Consider the following 12,893-nt stretch of genomic DNA (forward strand, 5'->3'; position numbering starts at 1 on the left):
CTCCGCGACGCCTGGGAGCGCCGGATCGCCCTGGGGCGCGGCGACACCTCGGCCGCCGGCACCGTCGCGTACGCCGTCGGCCTGCCGCTGCGCTCTGCCGTGCGCCTCGCGCACGGGGCGCGCCGGCTCGTGGTGAGCGGGCCTCAGCAGCCGGGACCGGTGGGGTCTTCGGCACACGTGCGGTCGACGAGCGCCGTCCGCACCTCGACGACGCGCACGTCGTAGCCGCCCGCTTCGGCCCGCACCACGCCCGGCACCGGACGCCAGCCGGTTCCGAAGTCGACGGATGCCGCATACTCGACCGTCACCGACACCCCGTAGGTTCCGCGGGCACGGTAGGCGTGACTTGTCGCGGTGGGCGTGAACTGCCCCTGCCCGAGGCTCGCCCACGCCGAGCCGCCCGTGGCGGCGCGGGTCGTGGTGCCGTCGCCGTTGTCGAACACGTACGCGGTGGGCACGAACCGCACCGTCACGTCCCAGCCGAGCACGGTCCCCGGGATGCGCTCCTCGGATGCCGCGGCCAGCAGGTTCGTCGGCATGCCGACCACACCGAAGCCCGCGGGCTCGCCGCCGAGGGTCGGAGTGGCCGGCCGGAAGGAGGCGAGGTCGGCCAGTGTCACGTCGGGGAAGCCGACGACGGTGTAGTCGATGCAGCGGTTGAGCGGGCCGCAGTCCTCGGGAGGGGGTGGGGTGGGGTACGCGATTCGATCTTCCGGAGGATTGCGGGACACCGCGTCCTCTGTCGAACCTTCGTCCTTGTCGACCCCGGAGACGATCACCTCATCGTTGGTCGCATAGGAGCACAGCCCGGCTTGCAGTTGCGAGGCAGTGCATTCATTGGTTGCTGCAGTACCGACCATTGGCATCAGCGAGAACGTCAATGCCGTGAAAGCCGCGAGGACTAGCACGTCTGGTCCTCCGCGACACCGCTGCGCGAGATCGCGAAGTCGCCCCGGAGGTCCACGAAGTCGACTTCTAGAGCGAGAACGTTGGGGCGGTCGCTCGGTGTTACATCGACTCCCTCGCCATTGAGAACCCGCGACTCGGTTACGTCCAGGCACACGACGGCCGTTACCTTCGCGAGATCATCTGAAGCGTTGGTGCCGGCGAATCTCGCAACCGATGCTGTTCCCACAATGGACCGACCCTGCGCGCCGAGCATGTTCTGAGTGTCAAGCTCGGACTCCAGTGCGTTCCCAGTCAGGAACTCCGTCGGGCGTGGCGAAGAGGTCGAACCGGCGTGCCATTGGTTCAGTGCGTCCACGTAAGCCCGGTACGTTGCCTCGGCCGCGGCGAACGCCTCCTCTTCGGAGGAGAACCCCGGCGTCGGCGTCGGCTCCGGCGACTCCGGAGTGGTGCAGCCGGAGAGGGCCAGCACGAGGAACGCGCCGAGCGCTGCGGCCATGACCCGAGTCCTCACGCCTTCACGTTAACCGGTGGCACGGGCTCGGTTCCCGAGTTATCCACAGCGCGGATCGAAGAAGCCGGCGATCGCGTCCGGGGGGTGGCGGATCGCCGGCTCCGGGCGGGTCGATGAGACCGCCCCTCGTGCCCTTCGGGTTGGGCACGAGGGGTGGTCCCCGGCGACAGCGCCGTTCGGGGGTTCGCGCAGCGGGCAGGGGGGCACTCGCTGCGCGATGCCTCCAGCGTCCGGGGTCGACCTGGGAGATCCCTATCGCCCCACCGCGTGAACGCCGCACGCTGGCCGTGCAGGCGCTGTGCTGCCATCATGACGCCATGAGCATCGCCAGGTCCGTCGCTGCGGTCCTCGTGGTCGTCGCCCTCGCCGGGGTCGCCGGGTGCGCCGCACCGGAGCCGGTGATCACGCCCGTGGTGCGGGACGTGGGCGACCTGCCGGGCACGACCGTGGAGCTCGAGGTCGGCCAGGTGCTCGACATCGACACCGGCGACCTCGCGGTCGACAGCTACAGCGGCGTCGTCTCCGATCCCTCCGTCGCGACCTTCACGCCCGGACGCGAGGAGGACGGCACGACGTTCAACCCCGGTGTCGAGGCGCTCGCCGAAGGGACGACTCAGGTCGTGCTGTCGAATGAGGACGGCGGCATCCAGGACGCCACCTTCACCGTCGAGGTGTCGGACTGACCCCACCGAACCGTGGTGACACCCTTCACCCCGATCCGGCACGGCTCCCGCCGGGCGGAGACCAGCGGGCGTATCCTCGTGCGATGACCACCGCCGCGAGCCGGACCGAGCTGCGAGCGCTCCTGGACGAGCTGCACGACGCGGCGACGGCGCGCATCGCGGCGATCGATGAGAACCTGGCCGAACTGCGCGCCGATCGCCGCGGCGACGTGGCGGACGACGAGCACGACCCCGAGGGTGTGACGCTGTCGGGCGAATGGTCCCGCGCCGTCGCGCTGGAAGAGGCCGCCCACCGCGAGATCGCCGAGATCGACGAGGCCGTGCGGCGCTGGGAGGGCGGAACCTACGGCGTGTGCGTCGACTGCGGCCGCGGCATCCCGATCGCCCGCCTCCGTGCCCGCCCGTTCGCCACCCGCTGCGTGACCTGCGCCGAGAAGGCCGGCGTCTGACGTGTCGTTCGGCGCTGCGGCATCGCGCGCCGCGCAGGAGGGCTTCCCGCGCGTGGCGGACGGCGACCCGTGCCCGTGCGGCACCGGGGACCTCTTCGACGGATGCTGCGCTCCCGCGCTGCGAGGAACCCCGCCGGCGACGGCCGAGGCGTTGATGCGCTCGCGCTACACGGCGTTCGTCGTCGGCGACGCGCGGTACCTGGAGGAGACGTGGCATCCCGGCACGCGTCCGGACGACCTCGCCCTCGACGCCGCCCAGCGGTGGACCGGGCTCGAGATCGTCGATGTCGATGCCGGGACGGAGGGCGACACGCGCGGGGTCGTCGAGTTCCGCGCGACGTGGCGGCACGGACGCGACCGAGGCTTGCTGCACGAACGCAGCCGGTTCCTCCGGCGGAGCGGACGCTGGTGGTACATGGACGGCGAGATCCGTCCGTCCTGACCGGCCCTCGACCGGGCGCGCCGCCGATAGCGTGACATGCATGACCACTCAGGCTGAGAAAGCACAGACCCTTGCGCGGCTCCACGCCGCGCCCGAGATCCTGCGCGTCGTGAACGTATGGGACGCCGTGTCGGCCCGCGCCGTCGCCGCCCTTCCCGAGACCCGCGCCATCGCGACGGCGGGCCACGCGATCGCCGCGACGTTCGGCTACCCCGACGGCCAGATCCCGCTCGAGATCACGCTCGACATGGTCGGCCGGATCGTCGATGCCGTGGGCGACCTGCCCGTCACGACCGACCTCGACGACGGCTACGGCGACGCGGGCGAGACCGTGCGCCGGGCAATCGGCAAGGGCGTCGTGGGCGCCAACGTCGAAGACCGCCTGCGCCCGCTCGACGAGGCCGTCGCGGCGGTCGAGGCCATCGTCGCGGCCGGCGCCGCGGAGGGCGTTCCGTTCGTCCTCAACGCGCGCACCGACGCGTTCGTGCGGGCAGGCAAACGCCCGGTCGAGGAGTCGGTCGCGGACGCGATCGATCGCGGCCGTGCGTACCTCGCGGCGGGTGCCGACCTGGTGTTCGTGCCGGGCATCCTCGATGCCGACATCACCCGGCGCCTCGTCGACGGCATCGGCGAACGCAAGGTCAGCGTCATCGGCCTGCCCGGGGCGCTGTCGGCGGGCGAGTACGAGGCGCTCGGCGTCGCCCGCATCTCGTACGGTCCGCTGCCGCAGCGCGTCGCGCTGACCGCTCTGCAGGACGTCGCCGCCGACCTCTACCGCGACGGCGTGATCCCGGCATCCACGCGAGCCCTCAACTGAGGAGATCAGCGCGATCGCCGCGTCCGGCCCGCGGGAATCCCCGCGGGCCGGACGCTGTTGAGCCCGGCATGGAGCCCGCAGCCGTCGACGTCATCGTGATCGGCGGGGGACAGGCGGGGCTCTCGGCGGCGTACCACCTGCACCGCCGCGGGTTCGTGCCGCTGCAGCGGGCGACCGGCACAGAGCCGACGTTCCTCGTCATCGACGCCAACGCCGCCCCCGGCGGCGCATGGCAGCACCGCTGGCCGTCCCTGCGGATGGCGACGGTGAACGGCATCCACGAGCTGCCGGGCTTCGCCGTGCCGCCGGCCGACCCGGTCGCGGCGAGCCGTGACATCCTGCCGTCGTACTTCGCGGAGTACGAGGAGCGCTTCGCCCTCGACGTCCTCCGGCCGGTGCGCGTGAAAGCCGTGCGGCGCGCCGATGAGGATCCGCATGGCCGGCTGGTGGTGGAGACCGACCGCGGAAGCTGGTCCGCACGGTTCGTCATCAACGCGACCGGCACGTGGACGCGGCCCTTCCGCCCCCACTATCCGGGGCAGGAGCGCTTCCGCGGCCGGCAACTGCACGTCGCGGACTACGTCTCGGCGGAGGACTTCCGTGGAGAGCGCGTGGTGGTCGTCGGGGCCGGCGTCTCGGCGGTGCAGCTGCTGGACGAGATCTCGCACGTGGCCGACACGTTCTGGGTGACGCGTCGGGAGCCGGAGTGGGTGGAGGCGGACTTCGACATCCCGGCGCGCGTCGCCGCCATCGCCGGGGTCGAGGACCGTGTGCGCCGAGGCCTGCCGCCCGGAAGCGTGATCTCGGTGACCGGCATGCACTGGACGCCGTGGGCTCGCGCCGCAGAGGCGCGGGGCGTGCTGGTGCGGCATCCGATGTTCGCCTCGATCGAGGAGGAAGGCGTGCGGATGCCGGACGGCTCGTTCGAGCCGGCCGACGTGATCCTCTGGGCCACGGGATTCCGCCCCGCGCTCGACCATCTCGCCCCGCTGCGGCTGCGCACCCCCGAGGGCGGCTTCCGGGTGGAGAACGGACGCTCCCTCGACGAGCCGCGGCTCTTCCTGATCGGCTACGGTCCCTCGCAGTCGACCGTGGGCGCCAACCGTGCCGGGCGCGACGCCGTCCGCGCCATCATGGCCGAGCGGGTCGCTCTCGCGGCCTGAGCCCGCCCGCCGCCGGCCGGTCGGCCGTGACGCACCGCAGCGGGAGAAGCACGCTCACCCGCTGTCCGTCCTAGACTCTCGTGCGATCACGGTCGCCGACGAGAGCGGACGAAATGAGCCTGGCCCGAGAGCTGTTCCGGCGGAAGCCGGTGACGCCGCCCGCGCCGTCGCCCGGTGGTCTCACCCGGGGGATCGGGACCTTCCAGCTCGCGATGCTCGGGGTCGGCGCCACGGTCGGCACCGGCGTCTTCTTCGTGATGCACGAAGCCGTGCCGCTCGCCGGACCCGCCGTGCTCCTGTCGTTCCTCGTCGCCGCGATGGCCGCGGGGCTCTCCGCCGTCTGCTACGCCGAGATGGCCTCAGCGGTCCCGGTGTCGGGCTCGACGTACTCGTACGCCTACGTGACGCTCGGTGAGATCGTCGCCATGGGTGTCGCCGCCTGCCTCATGCTCGAGTACGGCGTCTCGACCGCAGCGGTCGCATCGGGATGGAGCGGCTACCTCGATCGCCTCGTCGGCGACCTGTTCGGGTGGGACATCCCGGCGGGGCTGACGGTCGGTCCGCTCGAGGGCGGCATCGTGAACCTCCCGGCCGTGATCCTCGTCGGCCTCTGCGCGCTCCTGCTCATCCGTGGCACTCGCGAGTCGGCGGCGGTTAACACCGTCATGGTGATCATCAAGCTCGCCGTGCTCCTCATGTTCGGCGCGATCGCCGTCACGGCGTTCCAGGCCGACAACTTCGCCGACTTCGCCCCGCACGGCGCGGCGGGAGTCACCGCGGCCGCGGGGACGATCTTCTTCACGTTCATCGGACTCGACGCGGTGTCGACCGCGGGCGACGAGGTGCGCGACCCGCAGCGCTCGCTGCCGCGGGCGATCATCATCGCGCTCGTGACGGTCGTCGCCGTATACCTCTTCGTCGCGATCGCCGCTGTCGGCGCGCAGCCGTGGACGGACTTCGAAGACCCGGGCCAGCAGAGCGCCGGACTCGCCGTCATCCTCGGCGACGTGCTTGGCGCTGCATGGCCCGCCACCGTGCTCGCCGCGGGCGCGGTGATCTCGATCTTCTCGGTCACGCTCGTGACGCTGTTCGGACAGACCCGGATCCTGTACTCGATCGGCCGCGACGGCCTGCTGCCTCAGGCGTTCGCCCGCGTCGACCCGCGGACCCACACGCCGGTGTTCTCGACGGTCGTCGTCGCGATCGCCGTGGCGCTCCTCGCGGGCTTCATCCCGCTGTCGAGTCTGTGGGACCTCGTGTCGATGGGCACGCTCGTCGCCTTCATCGTGGTCTCGATCGGGGTCATGGTGCTGCGACGCACGCGCCCCGACCTGCCCCGCGCGTTCCGCGTGCCGGGCTACCCGGTGACGCCGGTGCTGTCGATCCTCGCGTGCCTGTATCTGATCACCGGCCTCGGCTGGTCGACCTACGCATGGTTCGCGGTGTGGGTCGCGGTCGTGCTCGCCTTCTACCTGCTGTGGGGCCGACGGCACAGCCTGCTCGCGCGGGCGCAGCCGGAGGCGGATGCCGCCGCCGGCGGCGGCCCGCCGTCAGACGGCGTCGATCGTGGCCCGGGCGGCTCGGGCACCTAGCAGGAGCGGCTCGGGCGTATCGTGGCGTACGACGGAGGGAGACCCATGGCCCGCATCCTGATCTTCGGCGGACACGGAAAGGTCGCGCTGCTCCTCGAGCCGCTGCTCGTGGCGCAGGAGCACACCGTGACGGCCGTCATCCGCGATCCCGCGCACGAGGCGGAGGTCGCCGCGACCGGCGCGCAGCCGGTCGTCGCCGATGTCGAGCTGCTCGACGTCGACCAGCTGACGAACCTGATCGCCGGCAACGACGTCGTCGTCTGGGCGGCGGGCGCGGGAGGCGGCGATCCGGCCCGCACGTACGCGGTGGACCGCGACGCTGCGGTGCGCTCGATGGATGCCGCGGTGGCGGCCGGAGTGCTCCGCTACGTCATGGTGTCGTGGATCGGCTCGCGCGCCGACCACGGGGTGGGCAGGGAATCCTCGTTCTTCCCCTACGCCGACGCCAAGTGGGCGGCAGACGCCCACCTCGCCGGCAGCGCGCTCGACTGGACGATCCTCGCACCGGGCACCCTCACGCTCGATGCGCCGACCGGGCGGATCGGGCTCGATCCGGAGGGCGCCGGGTCCGTGCCGCGTGCGGACGTGGCCGCCGTCATCGCCGCGACCGTCGCGGACGACAGCACGATCGGGCGCACCATCCGGTTCGGGGCCGGTGGCGAGGTCATCGGCCACGCGATCGCGGGCTGAGGCGTCAGTCCTCGCTGGAGTGCAGTCCGCGTCGGACCGACAGCAGGGTGACCTCGGGGCGGTCGGCGACGAGGCGCTCGGCGTGGTCGAGCACATCCCGCACGTGCGACGAGCCCGACGCGACGACCGACACGCCGATGCTCGCCCGCCGGTGAAGGTCGTGCTCGCCCACCTCTGCCGCGGCCGCCTCGGTGCGGCGACTGAGCTCGGCGATGAGGGGCCGCAGCACGCTGCGCTTCTCCTTCAGCGAGCGGATGTCGCCCAGCAGCAGGTCGAACTCGATCCACCCGATCCACATGCGTCCATGGTGCCAGCGGCGGCACGCGGGCGCTCGCGGTCCTAGGCTCGATCCATGCTCGCCACCGTCATCCACGCCGCGCGCGACATCCGCGTCGAGACCGTGCCCGACCCCGTGCTGTCCACCGGAGCCGACGCGATCGTGCGCGTCGTCGCGGCGTGCGTGTGCGGCTCCGACCTCTGGCCCTACCGCGGCGTCACGCCCACGAAGGAGCCCCATCGCATCGGCCACGAGTTCGTCGGCATCGTCGAAGCGGTCGGCGCCGACGTGCAGGTCATCCGCCCGGGCGACTTCGTGGTCGCCCCGTTCTACGTGTGCGACGGCACGTGCGCCAACTGCCGGAACGGCGTGAGCACCTCCTGCCTGCACGGCGGCTGGTGGGGGAGCGACGACCGCTTCGGCGGCTTCGCCGACGGCGGCCAGGGCGAGCGGGTGCGCGTTCCGCTCGCGGACGGCACCCTCGCCGTCGTTCCCGGACCGGTGGGCGACGACGAGATCCCGGCCCTGCTGACCCTCAGCGATGTCATGGGCACGGGGCATCACGCCGCGGTGTCGGCGGGCGTCGGTCCCGGCGACGCGGTCGCGGTCGTGGGCGACGGCGCCGTCGGCCTGTGCGCCGTCATCGCCGCGAAGCGGCTCGGCGCCACCACCATCATCGCGATGTCGCGGCATCCGCATCGCCAGGCACTGGCCCGCGAGTTCGGCGCCACCCACATCGTCGAGGAGCGGGGGGATGCCGGCATCGAGGCGGTGCGCGCACTCACCGGCGGGATCGGCGCCGATCGTGTGCTCGAGTGCGTCGGCACGAAGGAGTCGATGGACCAGGCGCTGCGCTCCACCCGCGCCGGCGGGATGGTCGGCTACGTCGGCGTGCCCAACGGCGGGCCCGAGCTGCCGGTGCGTCAGATGTTCAACCGCAACGTCGGCGTCAACGGCGGGGTCGCCCCCGTACGCGGCTACATCGAGGAGCTGCTGCCGGACGTCCGCTCCGGCGCGATCCGGCCGGGCCGCGTGTTCGATCTCGAGCTTCCACTCGCCCAAGCGGCGGAAGCGTACGCCGCGATGGACGAGCGGCGCGCCACGAAGGTGCTGCTGCGGCCGTGAACCCGGCAGCCGCGGAACGGGGATCGGACCTCCTGCCGAATGGCGACGCGCCCGCGCGCCTGCGCACGCAGCGGCCGTCGTGCGGTAGAACAGCAGAAGTCGAAGGGAACCCCGGACCGTGAAGCTCGTCAAGCGCATCGTCGTGGTGCTCGTCATCGCGTTCGCGGCGTTCTACCTCATCACCCGGCCGCACGATGCGGCGAATGCGGTGCAGGGCGCCATCGGCGCCGTCTGGGGCGCCGGTGTCGCCGTGGTCGACTTCTTCATGGCTCTCGCCGCGGGCTGAGCATGTTCGATCCGCGGATCGAGAAGCACCTGATCACCGATCAGGGAGAGCACGTCGTCGACGAGGTGCGCAAGCACTGGGCGGCCTCGGTCTCGGCCGTCCTGGAGCTGTTCGGCGGCATCGTCGTGCTCCTCCTGTCGTTCTTCGTGCCGGCGCAGGCCTGGTGGGTGCCCGCACTCCTCGGCGCCGCGGTCACCGGCCACGCCATCTGGCGGTACTTCGAGCAGCACACCGACCGCTTCGTCATCACCAACATGCGCGTCTTCCGCGTGCACGGCATCCTGTCGCAGCGCATCGCGACCATGCCGCTCGCGCGCATCCTCGACATCTCGGTCTACAAGCCGGTCGTGGGACGTGTCTTCGGCTACGGGCACTTCGTCTTCGAGTCGGCGGCGCAGGAGCAGGGTCTCCGCGAGATCCGCTACGTCGGCGACCCCGACGAGCGCGGCCTGACGATCCAGCGCGTCATCCAGCAGGCGGGTCTGCGCGGCGCCGCGGGCCGGGCCGAGCAGTTCGGCGGCGCCCACATCATGCCGCCCCCGCCGGCCGCGCCCGCGGCATCCGTCACCACGGCCGACTCGGTGCACGACGAGAACCCCACCGCGCCGGTCCCCGATGTGCGTCCCGCCACGAACCCGTCGGGGTGGGACTGGCTCGCCGACGCGCAGCGACGCGAGGACGAGCGGCTGGCGCAGCTGCGCGGCGAGCCGGCGCCCGCGCCCGCCCCGTTCGACCCCGACCGCACGAACACCGCGCCGATCCAGCTGCCCCGCTGAACGGAGCCTCGTCCGGCCCCAGCCGGGGCCTCCGTAACGCCGGATTTCGAGGCGTGCGGGAACATCGCGGGCGACCCGGCCGTTCTGTTACCCTGGAGTGTCACTCGTGTGGCTGTTTCGCCACGCTCGAGCACCGGTTCGCGCCGGTGATCCAGATCCCGCAAGGGTCCGGGTGACATCGCTGGAAAATCCGCTTCGCCTCGGCCCGAGGCATCCGTTCGCCCTTGCGCGAAGATGCCGCTGAAAGCCGGAGCCCGACACCAAACCCAACAAGGACAACCCACTACATGACTACCGCAACGACCGCCCCGGCCACCAAGCAGGTCGCGATCAACGACATCGGATCTGCCGAGGACTTCCTGGCCGCGGTCGAGAAGACCCTGAAGTTCTTCAACGACGGCGACCTCATCGAGGGCACCGTCGTGAAGATCGACCGCGACGAGGTGCTCCTCGACGTCGGTTACAAGACCGAGGGCGTCATCCCCTCGCGCGAGCTCTCCATCAAGCACGACGTCGACCCCAACGAGGTCGTCAAGGTCGGCGACGAGGTCGAAGCCCTCGTTCTCCAGAAGGAGGACAAGGAAGGCCGCCTCATCCTCTCCAAGAAGCGCGCGCAGTACGAGCGTGCCTGGGGCGACGTCGAGAAGATCAAGGAGAACGACGGTGTGGTCACCGGCTCCGTGATCGAGGTCGTCAAGGGTGGTCTGATCGTCGACATCGGCCTGCGCGGCTTCCTGCCCGCTTCGCTGATCGAGCTCCGCCGCGTCCGCGACCTCACGCCGTACCTCGGCCAGGAGATCGAGGCGAAGATCCTCGAGCTCGACAAGAACCGCAACAACGTCGTGCTCTCGCGCCGCGCCCTGCTCGAGCAGACGCAGTCCGAGTCGCGCACCACGTTCCTCAACAACCTGCACAAGGGCCAGGTCCGCAAGGGCACGGTCTCGTCGATCGTCAACTTCGGTGCGTTCGTCGACCTGGGCGGCGTGGACGGCCTCGTGCACGTCTCCGAGCTGTCGTGGAAGCACATCGAGCACGCGTCCGAGGTCGTCGAGGTCGGCCAGGAGGTCACCGTCGAGATCCTCGAGGTCGACCTGGACCGCGAGCGCGTCTCGCTGTCGCTCAAGGCGACCCAGGAGGACCCGTGGCAGGTCTTCGCCCGCACGCACGCGATCGGCCAGGTCGCTCCGGGCAAGGTCACCAAGCTCGTTCCGTTCGGTGCGTTCGTGCGCGTCGCGGACGGCATCGAGGGCCTCGTGCACATCTCGGAGCTGTCGGGCAAGCACGTCGAGCTCGCCGAGCAGGTCGTCTCGGTCGGCGAAGAGGTCTTCGTCAAGATCATCGACATCGACCTCGAGCGTCGCCGCATCTCGCTCTCGCTGAAGCAGGCGAACGAGTCGGTCGACCCCAACGGCACCGAGTTCGACCCGGCACTGTACGGCATGGTCACGGAGTACGACGAGAACGGGGAGTACAAGTACCCCGAGGGCTTCGACCCCGAGACCAACGCGTGGCTCGAAGGCTTCGACGAGCAGCGCGAGAAGTGGGAGCAGGAGTACGCCGCTGCCCACGCTCGCTGGGAGGCCCACAAGGCTGCCGTCACGAAGGCTCTCGAGGCCGAGGCTGCCGCCCCGGTCGAGACCGGCTCGTCGACCTTCTCGTCCGACAGCAGCCCCGTGGGCACGCTGGCCGACGACGAGGCGCTCGCCGCTCTGCGCGAGAAGCTCTCGGGTCGCTGATCCTGAGCTGAGCCGCCTGGTTCGCTGAACCGCTGGTTCCGAAAGGGCCGTCACCTCCGACCGCAAGGTCGGCGGCTGGCGGCCCTTTCGCATGCCGCGGGCACGAGAGCGCACGGCTCGGTGGCGACGTCGGTGGCGACGGGTACTGTCGCGGTGTGCCTGCGAACCGATTCTCCGTCCGCTGCCTGGTGGACGACGACGGATGCCGCGGCCCGGTGCCCGCCGATGCGCCGTTCCCGCTCTGCGAGCGGCACCTCGCGGCCGCGGCGGAATGGGGTGCGGCGCAGGACGGCATCACCGATGTGCTGCCGTCGCCCTGCGGACTGTGCGGATCGCGCCTCGGCGTGCACTATCCGTCGGGGTGGCTGTGCGCGGTGTGCGAGTGGCGCCACGGCGAGATCCCCGACACCGAGATCCCGCCCCCGCGCGTGGACGTGGTCTATTACCTGCGCTACGCCGATCGCGTGAAGATCGGCACGAGCGCGAACCCGCGCCAGCGTTTCGGCGCGATCTGGCATGACGAGCTGCTGGCGTTCGAGCGCGGCGGGCGCGCGCTCGAGCAGCGACGGCACGTGCAGTTCGCGGCCGACCGCTATCCCGGCACGGAGTGGTTCCGTCGCTCGGAGGCGCTGACCGCGCACATCGCGGTACTGGCGGCCGGCGTCGACGATCCGTGGCAGCTCCACGCGCGGTGGCTCAGCGAGGCGCTCGCGGCACAGGGGTGATCCGTACGCTCTCGGTGAACCGCGGCGGATCCTCCAGCCCGCTCCGAGGAACGGCGCCTACCGTGGTGCTCCACCCGCCTCGTACCCGCGCAGTCCACGGACGGGCCCGGGCTGACAGAAGGAGCGCCACATGGGATTCCTCGATCGCCTGTTCGGAGACTCGGATGCCGAGCGTCAGGCGCCGCCCGTGCCGCCGAACCGCTACGGCACCCCGGCACCCGGTGCACAGGCACCCGGCACGCAGGCGCCCGGCGTGCAGCCCCCGCGGAGCGAGGACGAGATCGCCATCGAGCGCTACCGCTACCTGCTGCGGACCGCGCCGCCCGAGACCATCGAGCAGGTGCACGCCGAGGCGTTCGGCAGGCTCACCGAGCCGCAGCGTCAGCAGGTGCTCGCGGAGCTCTCCGCGGGACTTCCGCCCTCCGAGCAGCCCCGCGCGAGCGACCCGCAGACGATGGCCCGCGCCGCGACGCGCGCCGAGTACCTCAACCCCGGCTTCATGGAGCGCACGCTCGGGCCGCAGCGTCAGGGGCCGTCGTTCGGCTCCATGCTGGGCTCGTCGATCCTCGGCACCGTCGTCGGGTATGTCATCGGCTCGGCGCTGGTGAGCTCGTTCCTGGCGCCGACGTTCGCATACGACCAGGGCTACCAGGACGGGGCGGCGGCGGATGACGGCGGCGACGCCGGCACCGACGCGGGCGCCGACACCGGC

General features: G+C 71.5%; 16 protein-coding genes. 13 read left to right on the top strand and 3 right to left on the bottom strand.

Annotated elements, in window-relative coordinates; translation table 11 throughout:
- Positions 1-143: 143 nt before the first annotated feature.
- Positions 144-779 (bottom strand): hypothetical protein, encoded by a 636-nt coding sequence (locus tag VIP82_RS12425; protein ID WP_331909008.1) that lies wholly within the window; start codon positions 777-779, stop codon positions 144-146.
- Between the two features lie 122 nt (positions 780-901).
- Positions 902-1,405: a hypothetical protein gene (locus VIP82_RS12430; protein ID WP_331909010.1), complete on the bottom strand. Its 504-nt coding sequence runs from the start codon at positions 1,403-1,405 to the stop codon at positions 902-904.
- Positions 1,406-1,737: 332 nt separating this feature from the next.
- On the opposite strand from VIP82_RS12430, the gene VIP82_RS12435 reads away from it, so the two are divergent.
- From VIP82_RS12435 to VIP82_RS12465, 7 genes are all read left to right on the top strand, one after another.
- Complete coding sequence (locus VIP82_RS12435; RefSeq protein ID WP_331909012.1) at positions 1,738-2,103, top strand: hypothetical protein; 366 nt, start codon at positions 1,738-1,740, stop codon at positions 2,101-2,103.
- Between the two features lie 83 nt (positions 2,104-2,186).
- A complete protein-coding gene (locus tag VIP82_RS12440) occupies positions 2,187-2,552 on the top strand; it encodes a TraR/DksA family transcriptional regulator (RefSeq protein ID WP_331909014.1) in 366 nt (121 codons plus the stop codon).
- A 1-nt stretch (position 2,553) separates the two neighbouring features.
- Positions 2,554-2,994, top strand: a complete 441-nt coding sequence (locus tag VIP82_RS12445; protein ID WP_331909016.1) for a YchJ family protein — start codon at positions 2,554-2,556, stop codon at positions 2,992-2,994.
- Positions 2,995-3,034: 40 nt separating this feature from the next.
- Entirely contained in the window at positions 3,035-3,811 is a 777-nt protein-coding gene (locus VIP82_RS12450; RefSeq protein ID WP_331909018.1) for an isocitrate lyase/PEP mutase family protein, read from the top strand.
- A gap of 68 nt (positions 3,812-3,879) precedes the next feature.
- Positions 3,880-4,974: an NAD(P)-binding domain-containing protein gene (locus VIP82_RS12455; RefSeq protein WP_331909020.1), complete on the top strand. Its 1,095-nt coding sequence runs from the start codon at positions 3,880-3,882 to the stop codon at positions 4,972-4,974.
- A gap of 113 nt (positions 4,975-5,087) precedes the next feature.
- A complete protein-coding gene (locus VIP82_RS12460) occupies positions 5,088-6,566 on the top strand; it encodes an APC family permease (RefSeq protein WP_331909022.1) in 1,479 nt (492 codons plus the stop codon).
- Positions 6,567-6,611: 45 nt separating this feature from the next.
- The gene (locus VIP82_RS12465; RefSeq protein WP_331909024.1) at positions 6,612-7,256 is read left to right on the top strand and encodes an NAD(P)H-binding protein; all 645 of its coding nucleotides are present in this window, start codon (positions 6,612-6,614) and stop codon (positions 7,254-7,256) included.
- Between the two features lie 4 nt (positions 7,257-7,260).
- Here the strand turns inward: VIP82_RS12465 and VIP82_RS12470 are convergent, their stop codons facing one another.
- Entirely contained in the window at positions 7,261-7,554 is a 294-nt protein-coding gene (locus tag VIP82_RS12470; protein WP_331909026.1) for a DUF503 domain-containing protein, read from the bottom strand.
- A gap of 54 nt (positions 7,555-7,608) precedes the next feature.
- Between VIP82_RS12470 and VIP82_RS12475 the strand changes: the two genes are divergently transcribed.
- From VIP82_RS12475 to VIP82_RS12500, 6 genes are all read left to right on the top strand, one after another.
- Positions 7,609-8,658, top strand: coding sequence for a zinc-dependent alcohol dehydrogenase family protein (locus tag VIP82_RS12475; RefSeq protein ID WP_331909028.1), 1,050 nt, complete (start codon positions 7,609-7,611; stop codon positions 8,656-8,658).
- 118 nt (positions 8,659-8,776) lie between these two features.
- On the top strand, positions 8,777-8,944 hold the full coding sequence (locus VIP82_RS12480; protein ID WP_331909030.1) for a hypothetical protein: 168 nt from the start codon (positions 8,777-8,779) through the stop codon (positions 8,942-8,944).
- 2 nt (positions 8,945-8,946) lie between these two features.
- A complete protein-coding gene (locus VIP82_RS12485; RefSeq protein WP_331909032.1) occupies positions 8,947-9,720 on the top strand; it encodes a PH domain-containing protein in 774 nt (257 codons plus the stop codon).
- Positions 9,721-10,007: 287 nt separating this feature from the next.
- Positions 10,008-11,456 (top strand): 30S ribosomal protein S1, encoded by a 1,449-nt coding sequence (gene rpsA, locus VIP82_RS12490; protein WP_331909034.1) that lies wholly within the window; start codon positions 10,008-10,010, stop codon positions 11,454-11,456.
- Positions 11,457-11,611: 155 nt separating this feature from the next.
- Positions 11,612-12,181, top strand: a complete 570-nt coding sequence (locus VIP82_RS12495; RefSeq protein ID WP_331909036.1) for a GIY-YIG nuclease family protein — start codon at positions 11,612-11,614, stop codon at positions 12,179-12,181.
- Positions 12,182-12,311: 130 nt separating this feature from the next.
- Positions 12,312-12,893 (top strand): hypothetical protein (locus VIP82_RS12500; protein WP_331909038.1); only part of this gene is annotated, 582 nt, incomplete at its 3' end.

Source organism: Microbacterium sp., assembly GCF_036566905.1.
Lineage (GTDB): Bacteria > Actinomycetota > Actinomycetes > Actinomycetales > Microbacteriaceae > Microbacterium.